At 63.0% G+C, this 23566-nt stretch carries 26 protein-coding genes; 15 read left to right on the forward strand and 11 right to left on the reverse strand.

The features are described 5' to 3' along the window. Positions 1-86 precede the first annotated feature (86 nt). On the reverse strand, positions 87-1001 hold the full coding sequence (locus tag E4M07_RS10585) for a polyprenyl synthetase family protein (RefSeq protein WP_136658263.1): 915 nt from the start codon (positions 999-1001) through the stop codon (positions 87-89). 420 nt (positions 1002-1421) lie between these two features. Here E4M07_RS10585 and mtgA point away from each other — a divergent pair, with 420 nt between their 5' ends. From mtgA to E4M07_RS10605, 4 genes are all read left to right on the forward strand, one after another. Next, positions 1422-2135, forward strand: coding sequence for a monofunctional biosynthetic peptidoglycan transglycosylase (gene mtgA / locus E4M07_RS10590; RefSeq protein ID WP_246660407.1), 714 nt, complete (start codon positions 1422-1424; stop codon positions 2133-2135). 94 nt (positions 2136-2229) lie between these two features. After that, positions 2230-2877, forward strand: coding sequence for a glutathione S-transferase family protein (locus E4M07_RS10595; RefSeq protein ID WP_136658265.1), 648 nt, complete (start codon positions 2230-2232; stop codon positions 2875-2877). 153 nt (positions 2878-3030) lie between these two features. After that, positions 3031-3216 carry a 50S ribosomal protein L32 gene (gene rpmF / locus E4M07_RS10600; RefSeq protein WP_136658266.1) on the forward strand — a complete coding sequence of 62 codons (186 nt, stop codon included), beginning with the start codon at positions 3031-3033 and terminating at the stop codon, positions 3214-3216. A 199-nt stretch (positions 3217-3415) separates the two neighbouring features. Next, positions 3416-3823, forward strand: a complete 408-nt coding sequence (locus tag E4M07_RS10605; RefSeq protein ID WP_136658267.1) for a hypothetical protein — start codon at positions 3416-3418, stop codon at positions 3821-3823. 54 nt (positions 3824-3877) lie between these two features. Here the strand turns inward: E4M07_RS10605 and E4M07_RS10610 are convergent, their stop codons facing one another. Beyond that, entirely contained in the window at positions 3878-5047 is a 1170-nt protein-coding gene (locus E4M07_RS10610) for a M20 aminoacylase family protein (protein WP_136658268.1), read from the reverse strand. A gap of 162 nt (positions 5048-5209) precedes the next feature. Here E4M07_RS10610 and E4M07_RS10615 point away from each other — a divergent pair, with 162 nt between their 5' ends. After that, positions 5210-6307: a D-alanyl-D-alanine carboxypeptidase family protein gene (locus tag E4M07_RS10615; protein ID WP_246660408.1), complete on the forward strand. Its 1098-nt coding sequence runs from the start codon at positions 5210-5212 to the stop codon at positions 6305-6307. A gap of 6 nt (positions 6308-6313) precedes the next feature. After that, on the forward strand, positions 6314-7408 hold the full coding sequence (locus E4M07_RS10620; protein ID WP_136658270.1) for a GTP-binding protein: 1095 nt from the start codon (positions 6314-6316) through the stop codon (positions 7406-7408). On the opposite strand, the gene E4M07_RS10625 is transcribed toward E4M07_RS10620, so the two are convergent. The 5 genes from E4M07_RS10625 to E4M07_RS10645 form a co-directional block, all read right to left on the reverse strand. Continuing rightward, positions 7405-7644, reverse strand: coding sequence for a sulfurtransferase TusA family protein (locus E4M07_RS10625; RefSeq protein ID WP_136658271.1), 240 nt, complete (start codon positions 7642-7644; stop codon positions 7405-7407). The two genes, E4M07_RS10620 and E4M07_RS10625, sit on opposite strands and share 4 nt — an antisense overlap. Before the next feature lie 5 nt (positions 7645-7649). After that, positions 7650-8822 (reverse strand): murein L,D-transpeptidase family protein, encoded by a 1173-nt coding sequence (locus E4M07_RS10630; protein WP_206057215.1) that lies wholly within the window; start codon positions 8820-8822, stop codon positions 7650-7652. A 126-nt stretch (positions 8823-8948) separates the two neighbouring features. Continuing rightward, positions 8949-9902, reverse strand: a complete 954-nt coding sequence (locus tag E4M07_RS10635; RefSeq protein WP_136658272.1) for an acetyl-CoA carboxylase carboxyltransferase subunit alpha — start codon at positions 9900-9902, stop codon at positions 8949-8951. Between the two features lie 94 nt (positions 9903-9996). Then, entirely contained in the window at positions 9997-10950 is a 954-nt protein-coding gene (locus tag E4M07_RS10640) for a site-specific tyrosine recombinase XerD (protein WP_136658273.1), read from the reverse strand. A 33-nt stretch (positions 10951-10983) separates the two neighbouring features. Continuing rightward, on the reverse strand, positions 10984-11130 hold the full coding sequence (locus E4M07_RS10645) for a histidine kinase (RefSeq protein WP_136658274.1): 147 nt from the start codon (positions 11128-11130) through the stop codon (positions 10984-10986). 160 nt (positions 11131-11290) lie between these two features. Here E4M07_RS10645 and E4M07_RS10650 point away from each other — a divergent pair, with 160 nt between their 5' ends. Genes E4M07_RS10650 through E4M07_RS10660 form a run of 3 tightly spaced genes read left to right on the forward strand, consistent with a single transcriptional unit; the run spans position 11291 to position 14285 of the window. Beyond that, on the forward strand, positions 11291-11869 hold the full coding sequence (locus tag E4M07_RS10650) for a shikimate kinase (RefSeq protein WP_136658275.1): 579 nt from the start codon (positions 11291-11293) through the stop codon (positions 11867-11869). 5 nt (positions 11870-11874) lie between these two features. Further along, the gene (gene aroB / locus E4M07_RS10655) at positions 11875-13008 is read left to right on the forward strand and encodes a 3-dehydroquinate synthase (RefSeq protein WP_136658276.1); all 1134 of its coding nucleotides are present in this window, start codon (positions 11875-11877) and stop codon (positions 13006-13008) included. Continuing rightward, the gene (locus tag E4M07_RS10660; RefSeq protein WP_136658277.1) at positions 13005-14285 is read left to right on the forward strand and encodes an HlyC/CorC family transporter; all 1281 of its coding nucleotides are present in this window, start codon (positions 13005-13007) and stop codon (positions 14283-14285) included. Before aroB ends, E4M07_RS10660 begins: the two co-directional genes overlap by 4 nt. Positions 14286-14288: 3 nt before the next feature. On the opposite strand, the gene E4M07_RS10665 is transcribed toward E4M07_RS10660, so the two are convergent. Further along, positions 14289-14552 (reverse strand): BolA family protein, encoded by a 264-nt coding sequence (locus tag E4M07_RS10665; RefSeq protein ID WP_246660409.1) that lies wholly within the window; start codon positions 14550-14552, stop codon positions 14289-14291. 170 nt (positions 14553-14722) lie between these two features. On the opposite strand from E4M07_RS10665, the gene E4M07_RS10670 reads away from it, so the two are divergent. The 4 genes from E4M07_RS10670 to E4M07_RS10685 all read left to right on the forward strand — a co-directional run bounded on the left by E4M07_RS10670 (position 14723) and on the right by E4M07_RS10685 (position 19499). Next, a complete protein-coding gene (locus E4M07_RS10670; protein ID WP_136658502.1) occupies positions 14723-15373 on the forward strand; it encodes a J domain-containing protein in 651 nt (216 codons plus the stop codon). Positions 15374-15598: 225 nt separating this feature from the next. After that, positions 15599-16588: a cobaltochelatase subunit CobS gene (gene cobS, locus E4M07_RS10675; RefSeq protein ID WP_136658279.1), complete on the forward strand. Its 990-nt coding sequence runs from the start codon at positions 15599-15601 to the stop codon at positions 16586-16588. Positions 16589-16594: 6 nt separating this feature from the next. After that, positions 16595-18487, forward strand: coding sequence for a cobaltochelatase subunit CobT (gene cobT, locus E4M07_RS10680; protein WP_136658280.1), 1893 nt, complete (start codon positions 16595-16597; stop codon positions 18485-18487). A gap of 10 nt (positions 18488-18497) precedes the next feature. Next, positions 18498-19499, forward strand: a complete 1002-nt coding sequence (locus E4M07_RS10685) for an esterase-like activity of phytase family protein (RefSeq protein ID WP_136658281.1) — start codon at positions 18498-18500, stop codon at positions 19497-19499. A 92-nt stretch (positions 19500-19591) separates the two neighbouring features. Here the strand turns inward: E4M07_RS10685 and E4M07_RS10690 are convergent, their stop codons facing one another. The 3 genes from E4M07_RS10690 to rpmB form a co-directional block, all read right to left on the reverse strand. Next, positions 19592-20452 (reverse strand): MBL fold metallo-hydrolase, encoded by an 861-nt coding sequence (locus tag E4M07_RS10690; RefSeq protein WP_206057216.1) that lies wholly within the window; start codon positions 20450-20452, stop codon positions 19592-19594. A gap of 140 nt (positions 20453-20592) precedes the next feature. Then, positions 20593-21261: a queuosine precursor transporter gene (locus tag E4M07_RS10695; protein ID WP_136658282.1), complete on the reverse strand. Its 669-nt coding sequence runs from the start codon at positions 21259-21261 to the stop codon at positions 20593-20595. Between the two features lie 110 nt (positions 21262-21371). Then, complete coding sequence (rpmB, locus tag E4M07_RS10700; RefSeq protein WP_136658283.1) at positions 21372-21665, reverse strand: 50S ribosomal protein L28; 294 nt, start codon at positions 21663-21665, stop codon at positions 21372-21374. Positions 21666-21877: 212 nt separating this feature from the next. Between rpmB and E4M07_RS10705 the strand changes: the two genes are divergently transcribed. Together E4M07_RS10705 and E4M07_RS10710 are read left to right on the forward strand one after the other, a co-directional pair. After that, the gene (locus E4M07_RS10705) at positions 21878-22759 is read left to right on the forward strand and encodes an EamA family transporter (protein WP_136658284.1); all 882 of its coding nucleotides are present in this window, start codon (positions 21878-21880) and stop codon (positions 22757-22759) included. Next, complete coding sequence (locus E4M07_RS10710; protein ID WP_136658285.1) at positions 22760-23425, forward strand: lysoplasmalogenase; 666 nt, start codon at positions 22760-22762, stop codon at positions 23423-23425. Positions 23426-23566 lie beyond the last annotated feature (141 nt).

Below are 23566 nucleotides of genomic sequence, written 5' to 3' on the forward strand. Positions count from 1 at the left end.
ATGATTGCGCGGGCATTTTTTCAGGGAACCGTTAACGTGCCCTTAAGCCTAAAAATTTACCGGGCGTTAAGCCGGTTTCCGGCCGATCAGCGGTCGCGCTCGGCAATGAAGCGCGCGGCGGCACACAATGTCTTCCCACGGTCGCCGAAACCCTCGAGCAGCCCCGTCGCCTCGTCGACAAGGCCGGCGAGCTGCCGCCTTGCCCATTGCTGCCCGTGCAGGCCCACCAGCGTTGCCTTGCCCTGCTCGGCGTCCTTGCCGGTCGCCTTTCCCATATGCGCGCTGTCCGACGTGACATCGAGCAGATCGTCGGCCAGCTGGAAGGCCAGCCCGATCGCCTCGCCAAACCGGACAAGGCTCTCGCGCTCCTTGCCGGAGGCGCTGCCGAGGATCGCCCCGGCCTCGCACGCGAATCGGATCAGCGCACCGGTCTTCATGGCCTGCAGGGTGATGATGCCGGCCTCGTCGGGCGGTGTTCTCTCGGCGGCAAGATCGAGCGCCTGGCCGCCGGCCATGCCGCCGATGCCCGCGGCGCGGGCCAGCGAAAACACCAGCGCGGCCTTGCGGCCGTCATCGGTCCGCGTCTGCGGCGCGGCGATGATTTCGAACGCCAGGGTCAAAAGCGTGTCGCCGGCCAGGATCGCGGTGGCGTCGTCGAAGGCGACATGGACGGTCGGCATGCCGCGGCGCAGGTCGTCATTGTCCATCGCCGGAAGGTCGTCGTGGATGAGCGAGTAGCAGTGCACGCATTCCAGGGCCGCGGCGACCCGCAGGGCCGCGCCGGTGTCGGCACCGGTCAGCGCCGCCGTCTCCAGCACCAGGAACGGACGCAGGCGCTTGCCGCCGTTGAGCACGCCGTGGCGCATGGCGGCCAGCAGATGGGCCGGCCGCGCAATCTCGCCGTCCAGGGGGCGCCGGTCGAGGATCGTCTCGAGCGCCGCCTCGACCTCGGCGGCGCGTTCCGCAAGCCGCTGTGTGAATTCCGATGTTTCGACCGTCATGGCGCCGTCATCGCACGATGCGGACAAGACGGCAACCGATACGCCCCTGTGAAACTAGAGCGAGTTGTGATCAGATTGAATTATTTGACCGCGGCGATTTTGGTTTCTGGCTAGGCGGATTGCGCGCCGTGGTGCCCACCCACCACAAGCGCGAGCCAACGACGCCAGGGGCCCAAAATCGCCCGGCCCGTTCACCCTTCGGTTCAAAAATCTCTTTCTTTTCAAGGGTGGGGAAAATCGATCCATCGGCGTTGTTGCGCCGCTTGCCCGATGCCCCACATCGCGCTGCGCGACGCGCCTAGCCGAGTGGACCGATTTTCCGCCATCAAATGCTTCAATCTGATTACAACTCGCTCTAGCGGTTCAAATCGCGGCAAGCCTGCTTTATTGAGATTTGGGCGAACACGCAGCGGGGGTTTCTTGGCTAAGAAAAAACGTAAACGCAGAAAGGGTGCCCGCTCCCCGTATTGGAGGCGTCTGGCCATCCGTGCGCTGCTGGTGATTGTGCTGGCGCCCCTGGCTCTGATGCTCTTGTACAAGCCCCCCTTCGTGCATCCGGTCTCGACGGTCATGCTGCGCGATCTTGTTCTGTTGCGCGGCTACCAGCGGCAATGGGTCGAATTTGACGCGATTGCGCCGGCGCTCGTGCAGTCGGTGCTCATGTCGGAGGACGGGAAATTCTGTTTTCACCACGGTGTCGACTGGAGTGCGATCAACCTGGTGATCGATGAGGCGCTCGAAGGTGAGCGGCCGCGCGGCGCCAGCACAATCCCCATGCAGACGGTCAAGAACCTCTTCCTGTGGTCCAGCCGGTCCTATGTGCGCAAGGTGCTGGAGGTGCCGCTGGCGATTGCGGCCGACGCCATCTGGTCAAAGCGCCGCCTGATGGAGATCTATCTCAACGTCGCCGAATGGGCGCCCGGCGTCTATGGGATCGAGGCGGCGGCGCAATATTACTACAACGTCTCCGCCGCGCGGCTGACCCGCAGGCAGGCCGCCTACCTGGCGGTCACGCTCCCCAACCCGTATCTGCGTCACCCGCGCAAGCCGTCGCGCGGCATGGTGCGCCTGGCGGCCCTTGTCGAGCGACGATCGCAGCAGTCGGGCGCATATATCAAATGCCTTTATGATTGAATCGATCCTATTGGTTGGAATTCGGCGGCGCCGGCCGCTAAATTCGGCGTAAGGCCAACGGCACGGCGAACCCCACCACGAAGGAGAAACGGCGATGAGCGAACTGGTCCTTTACATCGGCAACAAGAACTATTCGTCCTGGTCGTTCCGCCCCTGGTTCGCGCTGCGGGCGCTGGAGATCGAGTTCACCGAAAAGCTGGTCCCGTTCGACATGGCAGCGGGAAATCCCGCGTTTGCGGAATTCTCGCCGACCAACAAGGTGCCGGTGCTGGAACACGGTCACCTGCGGGTGTGGGAATCGCTGGCCATCATGGAGTATCTCAACGACCTGTTCTACACCAAGCATGTGTGGCCCCACGAGCACGACAACCGCGCCCATGCGCGGGCCATCAGCTGCGAGATGCTGAGCGGATTTTCCGCGCTGCAATCCGAGTGCCCGATGAACATGCGGCGCGAACCGGCGCCGCTCGATGTTTCCGAGGCGGCGAAGCGGGATGTGCGGCGGATCGAGGACATCTGGCGCGAATGCCTCGAGCGCCACGGGGGACCGTTCCTGTTCGGCCAGCTCACGGCGGCCGATGCCATGTTCGCGCCGGTCGTGAACCGTTTCGACATCTATCGCCTGAGCGAGGATCCGGCGGCGCTTTCCTATATGGACCACATCAAGTCGCTGCCGGCGTGGAAGGAATGGGAAGCGGCCGGCAGGGCCGAAAGCTGGATCGTCGAAGAGGACGAGGTCTGAAAACGGGCGGATTCGGCCAAAAAAATGTGCCCGGGTGCTGGTCAAACGACCGATAGCCATGTATAAGCCCGCGCAATTTCCGAGATTGACACGTGTCCGTTTCGGCCCCGTTCCGGCCGATGGGCGCGTATTGCCCGCGAGTGGAGAAGAAAAATGGCTGTACCCAAGAGTAAGGTGACCCGCTCGAAGCGCGGCATGCGCCGCGCAACCGATGCGCTCAAGGCACCCACCTATGTCGAGGACAAGAATTCCGGCGAACTGCGCCGTCCGCACCACATCGATCTCAAGACCGGCATGTACCGCGGTCGCCAGGTGCTGACCAACAAAGACAACGCCTGAATTCGGCGACTAGATCGAATGCATGGGGCCGGCTTGCAAGCCGGCCCTGTTTTTTTGCCGCCGGCCGCCGCCATGATTTTGCCGGTAACCATGTTTTACCTATTCGTTCACGACAGCTGCACGCGGGTTTAAGATCTGTGATAGAGCTGATTGACCACAGATCCTTGCAGATCTTTCGAACCGGGGGCGGGGCGAATCCATGATAGCGGCGATACCCTTGATGATCATTCCGCTGATCATCTACAACGCGATGGTTTTCGGACCGTTCGACGCGGCCGGCACGGCCTGGCTTTCCGCGCAGGTGCTGAGCGTCAACATGATCTCGGGCACGCGCTGGGTCATGCAGAATTCGGACCTGATCATCGTCGTCGCGTTGGTTCTGCTTTTTGTGGAAATCCTCAAGGCGACGCGAAGCGGCGGATGGTCCGTCGCCAACCACGTGTTGTCGGCAGTCGTCTTCGTGGCGTTTGTGGTCGAGTTCCTGCTGGTCCGGGAAGCGGCGAACAATGTCTTCTTCATCCTGACCGTGATCGCCTTCATCGACCTGATCGCCGGGTTCTCCGTGTCGATCAAGTCCGCGGGGCGCGACGTGTCGATCGGCCTGTGAGGCCGACCGCCGGCCTTTGCGGGCCGGGGGAACGGCCGGCCCGGCCCGATATGATCAGTTTTTCGTGAGTGCCGTTTCGGCCAGCTTCACCCAGTAGGAGATCCCGTAGGGGATGATCTCGTCGTTGAAGTCGAAGTCCGGATGATGAAGCGCGGCGGTATCGCCATTGCCGATGAAAATGAACGATCCCGGCCTTGCCTCCAGCATGAAGGAGAAATCCTCGCCGCCCATGGTCGGCGTTGCCGTCGCATTGACCTTTTCCGATCCGGCGATCTCGCCGGCCACCCCGACCGAAAAATCCGTCTGATCGGCATGGTTGTAGGTGACGGGATAGCCGCGCTTGTACTTCACCGTCGCCTCGGCATTGTGGGCGTCGGCGATGTTGTGGACGATCTGATCGATCCTCTGTTCGGCCATCGCCCGCAGGTCGGCATTCAGCGTGCGGACCGTGCCGGCGAGCTCGGCTTCCTCCGGGATGACGTTATAGGCGCTGCCGGCGTTGAACTTGGTGACCGAGACGACAATCGATTCCAGCGGATTGGCATTGCGCGACGCGATGAGCTGCAGGCCGGAGACCACCTGGGCTGCGATGGTGATCGGGTCGACGGTCTGGTAAGGCATTGCGGCGTGGCCGCCGCGTCCGCGCACGGTGATGGTGAACTCGTCCGTTGCCGCCATGATCGCGCCGGTCCGGGTCGCGAACTCGCCGGCCGGCAGGCCGGGCATGTTGTGCATGCCGAACACCTCGTCGATCTCGAAGCGTTCCATCATGCCGTCCTTGACCATCTCGTCGCCGCCGCCGCCGCCCTCTTCGGCCGGCTGGAAGATAACCGCGACCGTGCCGTCGAAATTGCGGGTTTCGGACAGATACTTGGCGGCGCCCAGAAGCATGGCGGTGTGACCGTCATGGCCGCAGGCGTGCATCTTGCCGTCGACCGTCGACGACCAGGGCTTGCCCGTGGTCTCCTTGATCGGCAGGGCGTCCATGTCGGCGCGCAGTCCGATGACCCTTCCGGATCCGCGGTCGCGGCCCTTGATGAGCGCGACCACACCCGTGCGCCCGATGCCGGTCACCACCTCGTCGCAACCGAAGGTTTTAAGCTTTTCCTCGACGAAGGCCGCCGTCTCGTGGACGTCGAAAAGCAGTTCCGGCCGGGAGTGGAGATGTCGGCGCCATTCGGCGACTTCAGCCTGCAGTTCGGCAGCGCGGTTCAGTATCGGCATTAAGTATACCCTCATTCTTACTGATGGACTTGTCAGATGTATGGCATATAAGGCAGCTTTCGGGTACATACAATTTGTGTCCCGTTTCTCCTCTGGAGCTCGAATTCTGCCATGCGCCGTGTGACGAGTGTGCCTGCGACGATATTTGCAATTCTCCTCTGCGTGGTTCTGTCCACGACCCATTCAAAAGCCGGCCCGACCATGGTCGTCGATGTCGAAACCGGAAAGGTACTCGAGCACAAGGACGCCTTCCAGCGCTGGTATCCGGCCTCGCTGACCAAGCTGATGACAGCCTATGTGGTCTTCCGGCAGGTCAAGTCGGGCGCGATCACCGTGAATTCGCCGGTTACAATCAGCAACAACGCCGCCAAGGCGCCGCCGAGCAAGATGTATTTCAAGCCGGGGTCGCAGCTGACACTCGACCACGCGCTCAAGATCATCATGGTCAAGTCGGCCAATGATGTGTCCGTGGCGATCGCCGAGACGATCGCCGGAAGCCATGATTTCTTCGTCGCCATGATGAACGAGGAGGCCGCCCGCCTCGGGATGTCCGACACGCGCTTCATCAACGCGAACGGCCTGCCGGGCAAGGGGCAGCGCACCACCGCCCGCGACATGGCTATCCTCGGTGTCGCGCTGAAGCGGGAATTCCCGCAATTCAGCCACTATTTCTCGCTCGAGGCCATCACAACCGGCAAGAGGACCTACACAAACTACAATATCCTGATCGGGCGCTTTACCGGCGCCAACGGCATGAAGACCGGCTTTATCTGCGCCTCCGGGTTCAACCAGGTTTCCTCGGCGACGCGCAGGGGCCGGAGCGTGGTGGCGGTCGTCCTCGGCGCCAAAGACCAGGAGGAACGCGCGGTCGAATCGGCGCGGCTGCTGCACAAGGGACTGACCACGCCCGGCCTTGCAAAGCCATCGCTCTACACCATGCGGCCCTATGGCCAGAACCGGCTGCAAACGGTCAACATGCGGCCGCTCGTCTGTTCCCAGGAAGCCCGCAGGGCCAGAAATGATGGACGTGGCGTCGAGGGCATGACCATACAGTCGGCCTATATCTCGCCGCTCGGCCGGCAGGCGCGTGCGGTCCGCGTGCGTTTGAGCGGAAAGATCCCGGCGTCACTGGCATCCGGCCGGATCCCGGTCCCCAAACCCAGGCCGGTCGGCGTCGGCGACGGCGAAGGTCCGGTGGCCACCGTTGGCGCCAAGCCGGCTTCCAATGTCCCGGTGCCGAGGAAGCGTCCAAGCCTCTGACTTGAAATGCGTGCAATAAGTCCCATTCCCGTATCGGTGCTGACCGGATTTCTGGGATCCGGCAAGACGACGCTGCTTAACCGGCTGCTGAAGGATTCGGCGCTGCGCGATACCGCCGTGATCATCAACGAGTTCGGGGATGTCGGTATCGATCACCTGCTGGTCGAACAATCAAGCGACGGGGTCATCGAACTGTCCGACGGCTGTCTTTGCTGCACGGTTCGCGGCGAGCTGGTCGACACACTGGCGGATCTCGTCGACCGGTTGCAGACGGGACGCATCAAATCGCTGGCGCGCGTGGTGATCGAAACCACCGGGCTCGCCGATCCCGCGCCGGTTCTGCACGCGGTCATGGCGCATCCCGTGCTGATGCAGAACTACCGGCTTGACGGCGTGATCACCGCCGTCGACGCGGTCAATGGCGAGAGCACGCTCGACCACCACGAGGAGGCGGTCAAACAGGTTGCGGTGGCCGACAGGATTGTTCTTACAAAGACCGACCTGATCGATCCGGCGTCCAAGGAATTCGCCCTGTTCACAGCGCGGCTGATGCGGCTCAACCCCGGCGCGCCGCAGATCTCGTCGCACGACGAGGATGAAATCGTCGCCAAGCTGTTCGATTGCGGGCTCTACGATCCGGCCACGAAGACCGCCGACGTCGCCCTCTGGCTGCGGGACGAGGCCTACCATTCCCATCACCACCACGCGCACGATGTGAACCGGCACGACGCGCGGATCCGGGCGTTCACGCTGATGCATGAAAAGCCGATCGATCCGGAGGCGCTCGAGATGTTCATCGATCTCCTGCGCTCCAGCCAGGGCGAGCGGCTGCTGCGCATGAAGGGCATTGTCGCGCTGGCGGACGATCCGGACCGGCCTGTTGTCATCCACGGCGTGCAGTCGATATTCCATCCGCCGGCGCGGCTTCAAGGCTGGCCGGACGATGACCGCAGAACCCGGCTGGTCCTGATCACACGCGATCTCGACGAATCCTATGTTTCCAAACTGTTCGACGCGTTCGCAGGGCGGCCGCAAATCGACACGCCGGACCGGCAGGCGCTGCAGGACAGCCCGCTATCCATTCCCGGTTACAAACCTTAAGAACCCTTCTCGATCAGGAATTGGTGGCCGCCTTCGACGGTCCGGGTTTCGAGCAGTCGGTGGCCGTACTCGCTGCAGAAATGCGGGATGTCGACAACAGCCAGCGGATCGCTGGTTTCCACCCAGACGAGGGCGCCCGGATCGAGCGACGCCATGCGCTTGCGGGTTTTCAGGACTGGAAGCGGGCATTTGAGGCCGCGCAGATCGTAACGCGCGGCGATTTCCGGCTCGGCCATTTCTGCTACCAGACCCGCCACCAGGACCTTTTGACACGGGATTTCTTGGAACCTGCGGAATCGGCCGGAGCCGGGACCGGAGCGGATGCAACGCTGTCGGCCTGGGACGCCGGCGGCTGCGGCAGCACCCTCGTCGCAGCCGGCGCGGTCGCCGGCTGCGGAAGCGCTGCCGGCTTTTCGATGTCGCTCTGGTTCTTCGGCGCCTTTTTGCCCAGCAGCGTGGCGATGGCCGGAGTCATTTTCTGCTTTTCCAGCTCATTGACCGCCTCGGCGAAGTCCTTGTCGAACTGCTTTTGATGCGCCGCATAGGCGAGCTGCAGGGACTGCGGCGCCTGCGACGGCGGGCAGGCCTCCTCGGCATGGAACTTGTCGCCCTCTTCGTCGGGCACCTGGTTGAAGACATACCTGCCTTCGCAAACATCGATCTTGGGCGGCTGCTTCGTCAGTTCGAAATGGTCATAGCCGACCTTGATCATCTTCCAGTATTCGTAGTGCCGGTTGTCGCGATGCCGCGCCATGTTTTCCGCCGTCATGCGGAACGGATAAGCCTGCACCTGGAAGGCCTTCTGGCCGCCACGGTGTGCTTCCCGGGCAAAGGCGTAGATTTCGATCATCAACTCGTCGGTCATGGAATAGCAGCCAGCCGACGAGCAGGCGCCGTGGACCATGAGGTGGGCGCCGGTGCGGTCATGGGCACGGTCATAGGCGTTGGGATAGCCCATGTTGAAGGAGAGGTAGTAGCTGGATCTGGGATTCATCTGGTGGGCCCCGATGTGATAGAAGCCCTCAGGCGCCTGGCGGTCGCCCTCCTTGAACTTCGGCCCCAGCTCGCCGGACCATTTGCAGATCTCGTATTCCTTGACCAGCGCATAGCGGCCCGACGCCTTGGACTTCCAGACCTCCAGCACGCCCTCTTCCTTGAAGATGCGCATCATGATCGGCGCGCGCACGCGCTGATCCTGCGCCTTCATCTTGTTGACCAGTTTCCTGGGAAGCTCGTATTCGGCCTTGTTGTCGACGGATTCAAGGACGTCCTGGCAGCCGGTCAGCGCCAGCGACAGAGCCGATACCGCGATTGCCGATTTCCAGCTGATCAGACCCACAGTGCCCCTTTCCCATCCGCGCGGCGCATTCGAAACCGTCTGTTCAAGTCCACCGACGGACCGCATACCGGTCATAGGCCGCAGTCCGCGGCAAACACAAACACCCTAAGTCGCCCAAAATATGACCGATATGTTTCCGGAATCTTTACCACATTGACGAATGTGCGCGACTTCACAAATTTGTAAACGCCGTTGTTGCCGCTAGAGGTCGCGGCCCATGTCGAGGAATTTCTGCCTGCGGTTCCGGCGCAGCATGTCGCCGTCCAGCATGCTGAGTTCCGAAAGCCCGCCGGCGATTGCGTCCCCGGTGGCCGCGATGACCGCCGCGGGATCGCGATGGGCGCCGCCGACCGGTTCTTCGACGATATCGTCAATGACACCGAGCTGCTTCAGGTCCTGGGCGGTGATTTTCATATTGGCGGCCGCATCCTTGGCCCGCGTCGCGTCGCGCCACAGGATCGATGCCGCGCCTTCGGGCGAAATGACGCTGTAGATCGCGTGTTCCAGCATGTAGATGCGGTTGCCGGTGGCAATGGCGATGGCCCCGCCGGAGCCGCCCTCGCCGATGATCACGGAAATGATCGGAACCCGGACATTGAGGCACATCTCGGTCGAACGGGCGATGGCCTCGGCCTGGCCGCGCTCCTCGGCGCCGACCCCGGGATAGGCGCCCGAGGTGTCGATCAGGGTGATGACCGGCAGTTTGAAACGGTCCGCCATTTCCAGGATGCGCACCGCCTTGCGGTAGCCTTCCGGCCTGGCGCTGCCGAAATTGTGGCGGATGCGCGACTTGGTATCGTTGCCCTTCTCCTGGCCGATAATCGCGACCGCCTCGCCGCGGAAACGGCCAAGGCCGGCCTGGATGGCTTCGTCGTTGGAGAACTTGCGGTCGCCGGCAAGCGGCGTGAACTCGTCGAACAGCGCATCGGCATAGTCGCGGAAATGCGGCCGCGCCGGATGGCGCGCGACCTGCGTCTTCTGCCACGGGGTCAGCTTCGAATAGAGATCGGCAAGGGTGTCCCGCGCGCGGGCCTCCAGTTTCTCGATTTCGGCGGCGGTGTCGATGATCTCGTCCTCGCCGGCCAGTTTTTTCAGCTCGTGGATTTTGCCTTCGATGTCAGAGAGCGGTTTTTCGAAGTCGAGATAGTTGAGCATCTATTTTTCGATCTCGGGCTGTTTATTGGGCGCGTAGGTTCACTGGCTAAGAGCCATTGCTTCGCAAAGCAAGCAAAAACGCCAGATCGGCGCTCTATGTGCTGTTTTTGGCGGCAATTGCAAGTGGGTGCTTGTCGCTGACAAGCCGATGCAGCCGTTCTTCGAGGATATGCGTGTAAATCTGCGTCGTCGAAATGTCGGAGTGCCCCAGAAGTTCCTGGACGACGCGCAGATCGGCCCCGTTCTGCAGCAGGTGGCTGGCAAAGGCATGGCGCAGCACGTGCGGCGACAGGGCCTTTGCGGATATTCCGCAACGGGCAGCGAGCCCCTTGAGCTCCCTTGCAAAGACCTGCCGGGACAGGTGTCCGCTCGCCCCGCGCGCCGGAAACAGAAACGGCGAATCTTCGGCGCCGGGCTGCCGGTCGCGCATCAACGCATAGCGCGACAATGCATCGCGTGCGGTCGATGACAGTGGCACGAGGCGCTCCTTGTTTCCCTTGCCCCGGACGATCAGGAAGCGCTTGTCGTCCTGGGTCGCAACCGAGGCAGGCAGGCTGACCAGCTCGGAAACGCGCATGCCGGTGGCATAGAGCAGCTCGATCAGCGCCAGCAGGCGCAGCCGGCCGATCCGTTCGTCGTCTTCGTTGCCGGTTTCGTCGGCTTCGCTTCTGGCACGGCCGATCAGCCTGCCGACGCTCTCCAGGGTGAGCGATTTGGGCAGGGAGAGCGGCTTTTTCGGAGAATCGAGAACGCCGGTCGGGTCGTCGCCGCGCATGCCCTCGCTGTACAGGAACCGATAGAACTGGCGCAATGCCGAAAGCCGCCTGGCCTGCGAACTTGCGGCGAAGCCCCGGCCGGCAACGTCCTGGAGGTACTTGCGCAGCGCCTCGCTGTCGGCGCTGGCAAGGCTGGCACCGGCGCCCTGCAAAAACGCATGTGCGTCCTCCAGATCGTTGCGGTAGGAAGTCAGCGTGTTGGAGGCGGCGCCCCGTTCGGCGCTCATCATTTCGAGGAAGGCCTCCAGATGCGCGAGGCTCAGATCAGCCATGGCGTTCCGCCGTTTGGTCGGTAACCAAAGGAATCAGTTCGGATTGACCTTTTCCGTCGGCACGCGGATGGTGATTTCCCGCGGCTTCGGATCGACATAAATGGTCAGGGCGAACATGGCGCCGTACACCAGACCGGCTATCACCGCGCAGAACACAATAAACCGGATCAGGGACGGCATGCATCATTCCAATGGTTCGAATTCGTCAGCCCTTTATGGGCGAGGCACAGGACCGTTGCAAGGCTGGATTAAGACCATGTTGATAAGAGGCTTAACGGGTGCTGCTTGACGGGGCGAAAACATTTGTTGATACCGGTTGCATGAAGATGGAAGCGGCCGCATGAACACCCGGCAAGCGGATCCTGCACGCAAAAGGGCGGATGAAGCGCGCGCCAGCCTCGGCAAACGCACCGTCGTTTTCGTCGGGCTCATGGGGGCCGGCAAATCGGTGATCGGCAAGCTCACGGCGCAGGCGATGCAGATTCCCTTCACCGATTCGGATCAGGAGATCGAGCGGGTTTCGCGTATGTCGATCGCCGATCTGTTCGCCAGTTACGGCGAGGAGGAATTCCGCGCGCTCGAGGCGCGGGTCATCCGACGGCTGCTGCGCGACGGACCGATGGTCCTTTCGACCGGCGGCGGCGCGTTCATGCAGGAGCGGGTGCGCGCCAATATCAAGCGGCGCGGCCTTTCCGTGTGGCTGAAGGCCGATCTCGAGGTGCTTTGGGAACGGGTTCGGCGGCGCGGTCACCGGCCGTTGCTGAAGACGGCGGACCCGAAGGCAACGCTGGCGGCGCTGCTCGACGAGCGCTATCCGACCTATGCGGAGGCCGACCTTATCGTGCAGTCGAGGGATGTCGCCAAGGAGACGATTGTCGGTGAAGTGTTGGAAGCCATTGTGAAAGACGCGAAGGATTAAATCGGATGAACAATGCCGCTGCGGAACCGGAACAGGCCTGCGTGCGGGTCGAACTGGGGCCGCGATCCTACGACATCCTGATCGGACCCGGGCTGATCGCCGATGCGGGCGCGCAGATCGCGGCGCGGCTGGCGGACGTAAATGTCGCAATCATCACCGATGAAACCGTCGCCGCGCTTTATCTGCCGGCGCTGAAGGAAAGCCTCGGCGCCGCCGGAATCGCCAGCACCGATATCGTGCTGCCGGCCGGCGAGAAGACCAAGAGCTTCGAGCATCTGATCGAAGCGTCCCACGGCGTCCTCGAGGCAAAGCTCGAGCGCGGCGATGCGGTCGTGGCGCTCGGCGGCGGCGTGATCGGCGATCTCGCGGGTTTCGTGGCCAGCGTCGTGCGCCGCGGCATGCGGTTCGTGCAGATCCCCACGTCGCTTCTGGCGCAGGTGGATTCGTCCGTCGGCGGCAAGACGGGCATCAATACCGGCCACGGCAAGAACCTGATCGGCGCCTTCCATCAGCCGGCCCTGGTGCTGGCCGACACGGAGGTGCTCGACACGCTGTCCGACCGCGAGTTCCGGGCCGGCTACGCGGAAGTCGCCAAATACGGCCTTATCGACCGACCCGAATTCTTCGCCTGGCTGGAGGGCAACTGGCAACAGGTGTTCGCCGGCGGCGCGGCGCGCATCAACGCCATCGCGACGAGCTGCCAGGCCAAGGCCGATGTCGTTGCCGCCGACGAGCAGGAGAGCGGCCGGCGCGCGCTGCTCAATCTCGGCCACACGTTCGGCCACGCGCTCGAAGCGGCGGTCGGCTATGACGGGCGCCGCCTGGTGCACGGTGAGGCGGTCGCGATCGGCGTCGTGCTCGCGCATGAGTTCTCGGCGCGCATGAACCTGGCGAGCCCGGATGATGCTCGGCGGGTGGCCGCGCATTTCAGGGCCGTCGGCCTGCCGACCGGCCTTGGCGACATTGACGGTGCGCTGCCGGCACCCGATATATTGATGCATCACATTGCGCAGGACAAAAAGGTCAAGCGGGGGAAACTGACATTCGTCCTGACGCGGGGGATCGGGCAGTCGTTCATCGCCGATGACGTGCCGCCTTCCGAGGTTCTCGGTTTCTTGAAGGAAAAACACCCACAATGATCGCCGAATACTGGCTGACAATCCTCGTCATTCTCGCCCTGATCGTCTTGTCCGGCTTCTTTTCCGGGTCCGAGACGGCGCTGACCGCGGCGTCGCGCGCGCGCATGCACCAGCTCGAGGCGAACGGGCAGAAGAGGGCCGGCATCGTGGCGCGGCTGATCGAGCGCCGCGACCGGCTGATCGGCGCGCTTCTGATCGGTAACAACCTTGTCAACATCCTGGCCTCGGCGCTTGCCACGAGCCTTTTCCTCAGCCTGTTCGGTGAGGCTGGTGTCGCCTATGCGACCATCGCCATGACCGTGCTGCTGGTCATCTTCTCGGAGGTTCTGCCGAAGAGCTGGGCGATTTCGTCGACCGACCGCTTCGCAATGACGGTGGCTCCGGCGGTGCGCGTGTTCGTCGCCGTCGCCGGCCCGCTCTCGATTGCGGTCAACGCCATCGTACGCCGGCTGCTCAGCCTGCTCGGGGTGACGCTGTCGACAGAGACCTCCATGCTTTCCGCACAGGAGGAGCTGCGCGGCGCCGTCGCGCTGCTGCACCGCGAGGGCTCGGTGATCAAGGCCGACCGCGACCGGCTCGGCGGCGTGCTCGACCTCGGCGAACTGGAAGTGTCCGACATCATGGTCCACCGCACCGCGATGCGCATGATCAACGCCGACGAGGATCCGGAGACCGCGGTGCGCCAGATCCTCGAGAGTCCCTATACACGCATGCCGGTATGGCGCGACGAGACCGAAAACATCATCGGCGTCATCCATGCGAAGGATGTGTTGCGGGCGCTGGCCGGCGCCGGCGGCGACCGGCAGACGGTCGACATCGTCAAGACGGCGCAGAAGCCGTGGTTCGTACCCGACACCACCAATCTGAAGGACCAGCTCAACGCGTTCCTGCGGCACAAGGCGCATTTCGCCGTCGTCGTCGACGAATATGGCGAGGTCGAGGGGCTGGTGACGCTCGAGGACATTCTCGAGGAGATCGTCGGCGACATCGCGGACGAGCACGATCTGGATATCCGCGGCGTCAACCAGGAGGCCGACGGATCGGTGGTGGTCGATGGCAGCGTGCCGATCCGCGATCTCAACCGGGCGCTCGACTGGGACCTGCCGGACGAGGAGGCGACGACGGTCGCCGGCCTGGTGATCCACGAATCGCAGATTATCCCTGAGGAGCGCCAGGCGTTCACCTATCACGGCATGCGGTTCATCGTGCTGAAACGCGTCAAGAACCGAATCACCAAGCTGCGCATCCGGCCGCTTGCGTCCGAAAGCGGGGGCTGAGCGCTACCAGCGGACTTTCTCGTCGGGCGCGGCCGGCTCGATCGCAAGGGCGTGGACGCCCTCGCGCAGTTCCTCGCCGAGCAATTCGTTGATGGCGCGGTGCCTTGCTATACGTGGCATGCCGGCGAATCTGGATGAGACGATACGGATCCTGAAATGGGTTTCGCCGGTGCCGTCGAAGCTTTCCTGGTGGCCGGCGTGCAGGTGGCTTTCGTTGATGACCTCGAGCCGCTGCGGCTCAAATGCATCACGAAGTTTTTTTGTCATGCGTAACTCAATTGCACCGTTTTGTCCTGTCATGACAGCTCTTTCCTGCTATGCTACTGCGCCCCGGACAGAGGCGGGTCGAAAGCGATCCCGGGCGACTCGGTCCGATCCCGATAATAGGGCAATTTGCGACAAGTCAATTCTTGTTCGTGTTGCCGGCACACATCATAATTGAGCACATGAAACTGGATTCGAAATATTTTGACAGTATTCGCTCGTCCAAGCGCAAGGGCAAGGGCAAGGCCGGCGCCAAGGCGAAGGAGGAGACGCCCGTCTGCCAGTGGGACGGCTGCGAGAAGAAGGGCGAATTCCGCGCGCCCGTCGGACGTGACGCCGAGGGAAAATATTTCATGTTCTGCGCCGAGCACGTGCGCGAGTACAACAAGGGCTACAATTATTTCTCGGGGCTTTCCGACAGCGAGATCGCCCGCTACCAGAAGGAAGCGCTGACCGGCCACCGGCCGACATGGACCGTCGGCGTCAACCGGTCATCGACGGCACGGCCCAATCCGCAGCAATCGCAGGCGCGCTCCGGCAGCGCCGCTTCCTACGCCAACATGCGCGACCCGTTCCGGCTGTTCGAGGAACGCCAGTCAGGCCGGCCGCAGCCGCGCAAGCGCAAGCTCAAGACGCTCGAGGCAAAGGCCTTCGACACTATGGGACTTGCCGCAAACGCGACATCAAACGACATCAAGACCCGCTACAAGGAGCTGGTGAAGCAGCATCATCCCGACGCAAACGGGGGCGACAGGGGATCCGAAGACCGGTTTCGCGAGGTGATTCAGGCCTATCAATTGCTCAAACAGTCCGGTTTCTGCTAGAGCGGCCGATGCCCGGATTCGAACACCAGCCCGCGTTGACGTCGGCCATCTATGGGGTTACACCTCGCATCGGCTCGCCGTGTCAGCAGCCGAATTCGCCGCGGTCAACGGATCATAAACAAGCTTTCCTTGCTCCGGATCATGCCTGCGGATAAACAGCTCACGGACAAACCAGACGCCGAAGGGCGTAAAACGGCCGAACGGAAAGGCCGTGTTGGAGACATGATGAACAAGATTGACCTCGATATTTCCGATCTGCCGGACACGACCGTCCAGGTGCGGGAAGCGTTCGATATCGATACCGATCTGACGGTACCCGCCTATTCGCAGGCCGATGCCTACGTGCCGGATCTCGATCCGGACTACCTCTTCGACCGCGACACGACGCTGGCGATCCTCGCCGGGTTCGCGCACAACCGGCGGGTGATGGTCTCCGGCTATCACGGCACCGGCAAATCGACCCATATCGAGCAGGTCGCCGCGCGGCTCAACTGGCCGTGCGTGCGCGTCAATCTCGACAGCCATGTCAGCCGCATCGATCTGGTCGGCAAGGACGCCATCGTGCTCAAGGAAGGCCAGCAGGTCACCGAGTTTCGCGACGGAATCCTGCCCTGGGCGTACCAGCACAATGTTGCGCTCGTCTTCGACGAATACGATGCCGGCCGGCCGGACGTCATGTTCGTGATCCAGCGAGTCCTGGAATCGTCGGGACGCCTGACGCTGCTCGACCAGAGCCGCGTCATCCGCCCGCATCCGGCTTTCCGCCTGTTCGCGACGGCCAACACCGTCGGCCTCGGCGACACGACCGGCCTCTACCACGGCACCCAGCAGATCAACCAGGCGCAGATGGATCGCTGGTCCATCGTCACGACGCTCAACTACCTGCCGCACGACAACGAGGTCAACATCGTGCTCGCCAAGGTCAAGAGCTTCGACACCGAGGAAGGCCGTGACAGGGTTTCCAAGATGGTGCGGGTGGCCGACATGACGCGCGCCGCGTTCATCAATGGCGACCTGTCGACGGTCATGAGCCCGCGCACGGTCATCACCTGGGCCGAGAATGCCGATATCTTCGGCGATCTGGCCTTCGCATTCCAGCTCACCTTCCTGAACAAGTGCGATGAGCTGGAGCGGGCACTCGTGGCCGAACAGTATCAGCGCGCCTTCGGCGAGGAGCTCAAGGACAGCGCAGCGAACATCGTCCTGGATTCGTAAGATCCGATGTCGGGACGCGGTGACAATTCGAGGGCGACCTCCCGTCCGCCGGTCGATTCCGAGCCGTTCAAGCGCGCCCTGACCGGTTGCGTGCGATCGATCGCCAACGATCACGAGCTGGACGTCGTCTTTGCCAATGACCGCGCGGGTGTCGCCGGCGAACGGGTGCGCATACCGGACCTTCCGAAACGGCCGACGCGCGGTGATATCGACATCACCCGCGGCTTCGGCGACTCCATGGCCCTGCGCAAGGCCTGCCACGACAACGCGATCCACACCGCCATGGCGCCGCAGGGCGAGGACGCGCGGGCGATCTTCGATGCCGTCGAGCAGGCGCGGGTCGAGGCGATTGGCTCCAATCGCATGGCCGGTGTCGCCGAGAACCTGACGGCGGTGCTCTCGGACCGGTGCGCCAAGGCGGGTTACCGCAACATCACCGATCGCGCCCAGGCGCCGCTGCACGATGCGCTTTCGCTGATGGTGCGCGAGAAGCTGACCGGCCAGGCGCCGCCCGATTCCGCGGGTCCGGTGCTGGATCTGTGGCGCGACTTCATCGAGGAAAAGGCCGGCGAGGACATGACCCATTTGGGCGAGGTGCTGGAGGACCAGCAGAAATTCGCCCGGCTGGTGCGCGACATGCTTGCGCACATGGATGTCGCCGAGGAATTTGGCGAGGATCCGGACCAACAGGACCAGCAGGACAATTCGGAGGACGAGGACCAGCCGCGATCCGACGAGGAGAACGATCAGGCCTCGGAAGACGAGGCGGGTTCCGAAGCCGCCCCTGCCGAGGAGAACGAGTCCGCCGACGAGCAGATGGAAGACGGCGAGATGGACGGCGCCGAGATATCCGACGAGGACATGCTCGACGACGACAATGACGACGCCGAGACACCCGGCGAGACGCGCCGGCCCAACATGCCGTTCGACGATCTCGGCCAGAAGGTCGACTACGGCGTCTTCACCGACCAGTACGACGAGACGGTGGCCGCCGAGGATTTGTGCGAGGAGGCCGAGCTCGACCGGCTGCGCGCCTTCCTCGACAAGCAGCTTTCGCATCTGCAGGGCGTCGTCGGGCGACTCGCCAACCGCCTGCAGCGCCGGCTGATGGCGCAGCAGAACCGGGCCTGGGAATTCGATCTTGAGGAAGGCTATCTCGATTCGGCGCGTCTGGTGCGTCTCGTTATCGATCCGATGCAGCCGCTGTCCTTCAAGATGGAGCGCGACACGAATTTCCGGGACACGGTCGTGACGCTGCTGATCGACAATTCGGGGTCGATGCGCGGCCGGCCGATCACCGTCGCCGCCACCTGCGCCGATATCCTTGCGCGCACGCTGGAGCGTTGCGGCGTCAAGGTGGAGATCCTCGGTTTCACGACGAAAGCCTGGAAAGGCGGCCAGGCGCGCGAGAAATGGCTCGGTGACGGCAAGCCGGCCAATCCGGGACGGCTCAACGACCTGCGCCACATCGTCTACAAATCCGCCGATGCGCCCTGGCGGCGCGCCCGGCGCAATCTCGGCCTGATGATGCGTGAGGGACTGCTCAAGGAAAACATTGACGGCGAGGCGCTGATCTGGGCGCACAACAGGCTGCTGGGCCGTCCCGAACAGCGCCGCATCCTGATGATGATCTCCGATGGCGCGCCGGTCGACGATTCGACCCTGTCGGTCAATCCCGGCAATTATCTCGAACGGCACCTGCGGGCCGTGATCGAGGAGATCGAGACGAAATCGCCGATCGAGCTCCTGGCGATCGGCATCGGCCACGATGTGACGCGCTACTATCGCCGCGCGGTGACCATCGTCGATGCCGAGGAACTGGCCGGGGCGATGACGGAACAGCTGGCATCGCTGTTCGAGGAGGAATCCGGCGCTGCGATGATGCGCAGGGCCGGCTAGGTATTATTACATGATTAAACGGACTGCATTGGTTCTTGCCGCGCTCGTGTCGGTCGTTCCGGCTTCCGCCGTCGCCCGTGACGGCGGCTTGCAGGACGTTGCGGTCGAGGCGATGCAGATCCCGAATTTCAAGGTGCGTTCGGACCGGACACGGTTCGGCGATCTCGAATATCTCGGGGGCATCGAGCTGTCCTCCCCGGATCGCGTTTTCGGTGGCCTTTCGGCACTTCGGCTTCTGGAGGACCGGACCCGATTCATTGGCGTTCTTGATACCGGCCACTGGATTACCGGCCGCCTCGAGCGCGACGATGCGGGGCGACTGTCCGGGATTGCCGACCTACGTGTCGCTGCGATGCGCGACAAGGCCGGCCAGGTGGTCGACGCCCGCTGGCTGGTGGATGCCGAGGGGCTGGCGGTGGAAGGGGACGATGTGTTCGTCAGTTTCGAGCGGCGCCACAGGATCGAGCGCCACCGCCTCGACGAATTGCCGCAGGCGCGCCCGGTCGCCGATATCGCCCAGCCGATCCCGGCTTATGAATTTCGGAACAATCGCGGCATGGAGGCGTTGTCGATTGCCCCGCGGGGCTCACCGCTCGACGGCGCGCTGGTCACGGTCAGCGAAAAGAGCCTCAACAAGAAGGGCGACATCTTCGCAGCGATCGTCACCGGACCGAGCAAGGGTGTATTCTTCGTCCGCCGATACCCGCCCTTCGATGTCACGGACGGGGATTTCCTGCCCAATGGCGACCTGCTGCTTCTGGAGCGGCGCTTCTCGATCGCCGAAGGAGTCGGCATGCGCATCCGGCGCATCGCCGCCGAAGACATCGCACCCGGCAGGACCGTCGATGGGCCGGTGCTGATCGAGGCCGATTTCGGCGAACAGATCGACAATATGGAAAGCCTCGACATCTACGAGTCCGCAGACGGCGGCACGCGCATCCTGCTGGCGTCTGACGACAACCATTCGCTTCTGCAGCGCAACCTCATCCTTGAGTTCGCGCTGGTCGAGTGACCGACGCGCGTGTTTCCGATTGGGCTGAGCCGGCCGCGCGGATCCGCGCCACTATTGACCGGTGCAGCGCGAAATCAGGTTGAGCGCCAAACCTAATCTTCCCAGCGAAATGATCCCTTGTCGGAACTTACGTGCCCCAATGAGGGCAGCGCGAAATGGCTTCCCAGCACAACGCAGCCCGTCTCGGAAGCCTCTTCCAGCAATCGCTTGCGTGAAGCAACGGCCATCTCTGCATCGGCATCGTATATGAAGTGCCAATCCGGATACCAACACTGCACGGTAGAATGCATCGTGTCGCCGGTGATCAGGGCTTCATATTCGCCGCTTTTCACTTTGACAGAAACATGGCCTTGCGTGTGTCCCGGTGTCGGCAGCAACGTCACATGATCACCCAACATGTGTCCTGCCTCGACCAGTTCGACTTGCCCCGCTTCAATCACAGGTAAAACGCTTTCGACGTAGAGGTCTGCGTTGCGCGAACGCTGAACCTCCTCGTCCGCCGCAGGCATCAGATAGCGGGCATTCGGGAATGTCGGCACCCAACGCCCGTCTTCGAGACGTGTATTCCATCCGACATGATCCGGGTGCAGGTGCGTGCACAGGACATAGTCAATGTCTTCGGTGCTCATCCCGGCGGCCGTCAGCGCCGCCATGAACCGCGTATCTGAGCGTTTGTTCCAATCGGCCATGGCGGGGATGGTTTTGTCGTTGCCCACGCAACTATCCACCAGGATATTGTGTGAGGGGGTTTTCAGGAGAAATCCCTGGACCGGCAGGATCAGCCGTCCAGACTGCAAACAAATGCCGCCCTTTACGTGTGTCTCGATGATCTTTGTGACATCCGGCCCTGCCGTCGGAAAAAGCTCTTCAGGCATCATGAACGGGGCGTTTATTTCGAGGATTCTCCAAACCTCGACATCGCCGATTTTACAGAGCATGCCATCAACCTTCATTCAGCCCGCGCGACGCTGAGAAGGTAGCTGCTATCGCAGTTGATGCAACAGCAATCATTAGCCGCCATCGACGCGTACCGACAACCACTCCCTGTTGCAGCGCAATACCGTTCTCGGGTTCGCGCTGCCGAAGCAGCCGACTAACTGAAAATCTCTTCGGCAGACTTCTGCGGCCGGAAGATAGCCAGCAACACCCGGTACGGCGCCAGCATGACCAGCGAGACCAGCAGCTTGACGGTGAGGTCGCCAAGCGCCCAGGACATCCAGCGCGGCACTTCCATGGCAAAGAAGCCGACCAGCGGCGCCGCCTCGATGGCGAAGCCGTCATTGGCGCCGAGCATCACGAATCTGGCCGAGAAGGCGAGCGAGAAGAACAGGACCGTATCGAGGATCGAGCCGAGCACGGAGGAGGCCAGCGGCGCATGCCACCAGTGAGAGTGGCGGAGGCGATCGAAAATCGACACATCCATCAGCTGCGCGACGAGGAACGCGGTGCCCGAGGCGATGGCGATGCGCGGCGTCGCGACATAGACCGAGATACCGACGGCGAGGATGAACCCGGCCGTGACCACAAGGCGCGCCCTGGCCGGACCGAAATGCCGGTTCGACAGGTCCGTGACCAGAAACGCGATCGGATAGGTAAAGGCGCCCCAGGTCAGGAGGTCTTCCAGTATGAACGGCCCGAGAGTGTACATGACCGGAAACTGGACAAGATAGTTCGACGCGATTACCACGGCGGTCATGGCGAGCATGTAGGGGTAGACGCGGGAAACGGCGTCAAAAACAGAGCGTGCGTGTTGAACGAGCATTTTTTTATCCTGGGTGATGCCACCAGCGAGGTCCGAACCGGAGGCCGGCCGGCCACAAGAATACGGGCCGATAGGGCGGCCCGCAATTAATTCACAAAATCGACCGCCGCTCAGGCGGCCGTCTCGGCAACCTTCTTGGCGACCTGGCGCTTCAGCAGGCGCGCGCGCATCGAAAGTTCCTTCTCGTCGGCCTTGAGCAGGAACGCGTCGAGGCCGCCGCGGTGCTCCACCGTGCGCAGGGCCGCCGCAGAAACGCGCAGGCGGAAACGCTGGCCGAGCACGTCGGAGATCAGCGTTACGGGGTGCAGGTTCGGCAGGAACTTGCGGCGCGTCTTGTTGTTCGCGTGGCTCACATTGTTGCCCGACTGGACAGCCTTGCCTGTCAATTCGCAACTGCGGGACATGGGTTTCACCTTCGTGTTTATTGGGCCTCGGAAATGCGTCACCGGTGCCGTGCCCCGGCCGCAGTGTCCTTGCCTGTCATTGGAAAGTCGCGGTTCTATAGTCTCCGCCGGAGCGTGCGTCAAGTCAAAGCTGGCGCGTGCGCGGCGAATACGTTAGATAATCCGGCGCCCCGGGGCGGGCCCTGTGCATCAAGACGCGAAAGACGGATTTCATGCAGGCAACGCTGATCGGATTTAGCGCCGTCATCATGTGGTCGCTGCTGGCGTTGCTGACCGCTTCATCGGGCAATGTGCCGCCCTTCCAGCTTGCCGCCATGTGCTTTTCGATCGGGACGGCCATCGGCGTTGCCGTGCTTGCCGCTCGGCCGTCCGGCCTCCGCGCCCTGCGCCAGCCGCTGCCGGTGTGGCTGCTCGGCGTCGGCGGCCTGTTCGGCTATCATTTCCTCTATTTCACGGCCCTGCGCAACGCGCCGGCGGTCGAGGCCGGTCTGATCGCCTACCTGTGGCCGCTGTTCATCGTGGTCGGATCGGCGATGCTGCCCGGCGAGCGGCTCGGCTGGCAGCACATTGCCGGGGCGCTTGCCGGTCTTGTCGGGACCATCCTGATCGTGTCGCGCAACGGGCTTTCCTTCGACGACCGGTTTGCCTTCGGTTACGGCGCGGCCCTGCTCTGCGCCTTTACCTGGTCGGGCTATTCACTGCTGTCGCGCCGCTTCGGTTCCGTGCCCACCGATGTGGTCACGGGCTTCTGCGCAATGACCGCGGTGCTTTCACTGGTTTGCCACCTTTTCCTGGAGGAGACCGTGTGGCCGGTCGGCGCAGCGCAATGGCTGGCGGTGGCGGGCCTCGGGCTCCTGCCGGTCGGCGCGGCCTTTTATGCCTGGGACCACGGCGTCAAGCGCGGCAACATCCAGGTTCTCGGTGCGGCAAGCTATGCGGCGCCGCTTTTATCGACGCTGATCCTGATCGCCGCCGGTGCCGGACGGCTGGACTGGCGCATCGCCGCCGCCTGTCTCCTGATCACCGGCGGTGCGGCGCTGGCGGCCAAGGACCTGCTCTTTGCGCGCGCGCCGCGAAGCCGAACGGAAGCGTAGATGCCGATCTTCGAATACGCGATCGATTCGCCGCAACTCGGCAGTCTCATTTTTTCAGCGGTGGCCGCGTTTCTCTACTTCTTCATGGTCGAAAAGCCGCCATCGGCCCGACGGACCGGCGCCAAGACACTGGCGGTGGCCCTGCTCGCGGTGCTGTCGGTCGTCGTCTCGGGCCCGTGGCTGCTGACGGCGGCACTGCTGTTTTGCGCGGCGGGCGATGCCTTCCTTGCCCAGGACGACGAACGGGCGTTCCTGGCCGGGCTCGCCGCGTTTCTCATCGGACACGTTCTCTATATCGTCCTTTTCCTCGGCCTCGGTTCCAACGAAACCGTCGTGCAACAGCCGCTGCGCATCGTCATCGGTGCGGCGGTGGTGCTGTTCGCCATGGCCGCGGCGCGGCGGCTGATACCGGCAGCCGGACAGCTCGGACCCGCCGTCGCCGCCTATATCGCGGTTATCGTCGCCATGGGGCTTTCGGCGCTGCTGATGCCCGGCTGGGGCGTCGTCGCGGGCGCGCTGCTTTTCATGGCGTCGGACACGGTGCTTGCGGCGCAGAAATTCCTGCTGCCGCCGGAAGACGCGCCGCATCTGCGGGCGCGCTTCGTTTGGGTCAGCTATTACTTCGCCCAGGTTCTGATCACGCTGAGCGTGCTGCAACCGGCCTAGAAACCGTCCTTGCGGCGGCGGATTTCGGTGAATATGTCGGCATCGACGGCCAACTGCCATCCGGTCGGTCGCATTATCTTAAGTAAATTCGCTTAATGATGTTCTCAGTGTTGTGACCGATTACTGAGTTCCGAGTATTGT

It is taken from the genome of Nitratireductor sp. XY-223 (assembly GCF_004959855.1).
Classification (GTDB): Bacteria; Pseudomonadota; Alphaproteobacteria; order Rhizobiales; family Rhizobiaceae; genus Hoeflea_A.

Coding starts and splice junctions, on each gene's coding strand:
- cobT (WP_136658280.1), top strand. CDS start 16,595: ATGTCGGGACGCGGTGACAATTCGAGGGCGACCTCCCGTCCGCCGGTC.
- E4M07_RS10630 (WP_206057215.1), bottom strand. CDS start 8,822: ATGACCGGTATGCGGTCCGTCGGTGGACTTGAACAGACGGTTTCGAAT.
- E4M07_RS10620 (WP_136658270.1), top strand. CDS start 6,314: ATGCGTGCAATAAGTCCCATTCCCGTATCGGTGCTGACCGGATTTCTG.
- E4M07_RS10695 (WP_136658282.1), bottom strand. CDS start 21,261: ATGCTCGTTCAACACGCACGCTCTGTTTTTGACGCCGTTTCCCGCGTC.
- aroB (WP_136658276.1), top strand. CDS start 11,875: ATGAACAATGCCGCTGCGGAACCGGAACAGGCCTGCGTGCGGGTCGAA.
- E4M07_RS10660 (WP_136658277.1), top strand. CDS start 13,005: ATGATCGCCGAATACTGGCTGACAATCCTCGTCATTCTCGCCCTGATC.
- E4M07_RS10650 (WP_136658275.1), top strand. CDS start 11,291: ATGAACACCCGGCAAGCGGATCCTGCACGCAAAAGGGCGGATGAAGCG.
- E4M07_RS10710 (WP_136658285.1), top strand. CDS start 22,760: ATGCCGATCTTCGAATACGCGATCGATTCGCCGCAACTCGGCAGTCTC.
- E4M07_RS10595 (WP_136658265.1), top strand. CDS start 2,230: ATGAGCGAACTGGTCCTTTACATCGGCAACAAGAACTATTCGTCCTGG.
- E4M07_RS10665 (WP_246660409.1), bottom strand. CDS start 14,552: ATGACAAAAAAACTTCGTGATGCATTTGAGCCGCAGCGGCTCGAGGTC.
- rpmB (WP_136658283.1), bottom strand. CDS start 21,665: ATGTCCCGCAGTTGCGAATTGACAGGCAAGGCTGTCCAGTCGGGCAAC.
- E4M07_RS10585 (WP_136658263.1), bottom strand. CDS start 1,001: ATGACGGTCGAAACATCGGAATTCACACAGCGGCTTGCGGAACGCGCC.
- rpmF (WP_136658266.1), top strand. CDS start 3,031: ATGGCTGTACCCAAGAGTAAGGTGACCCGCTCGAAGCGCGGCATGCGC.
- E4M07_RS10645 (WP_136658274.1), bottom strand. CDS start 11,130: ATGCCGTCCCTGATCCGGTTTATTGTGTTCTGCGCGGTGATAGCCGGT.
- E4M07_RS10605 (WP_136658267.1), top strand. CDS start 3,416: ATGATAGCGGCGATACCCTTGATGATCATTCCGCTGATCATCTACAAC.
- E4M07_RS10635 (WP_136658272.1), bottom strand. CDS start 9,902: ATGCTCAACTATCTCGACTTCGAAAAACCGCTCTCTGACATCGAAGGC.
- E4M07_RS10690 (WP_206057216.1), bottom strand. CDS start 20,452: ATGAAGGTTGATGGCATGCTCTGTAAAATCGGCGATGTCGAGGTTTGG.
- E4M07_RS10685 (WP_136658281.1), top strand. CDS start 18,498: ATGATTAAACGGACTGCATTGGTTCTTGCCGCGCTCGTGTCGGTCGTT.
- E4M07_RS10705 (WP_136658284.1), top strand. CDS start 21,878: ATGCAGGCAACGCTGATCGGATTTAGCGCCGTCATCATGTGGTCGCTG.
- E4M07_RS10625 (WP_136658271.1), bottom strand. CDS start 7,644: ATGGCCGAGCCGGAAATCGCCGCGCGTTACGATCTGCGCGGCCTCAAA.
- E4M07_RS10640 (WP_136658273.1), bottom strand. CDS start 10,950: ATGGCTGATCTGAGCCTCGCGCATCTGGAGGCCTTCCTCGAAATGATG.
- cobS (WP_136658279.1), top strand. CDS start 15,599: ATGAACAAGATTGACCTCGATATTTCCGATCTGCCGGACACGACCGTC.
- E4M07_RS10610 (WP_136658268.1), bottom strand. CDS start 5,047: ATGCCGATACTGAACCGCGCTGCCGAACTGCAGGCTGAAGTCGCCGAA.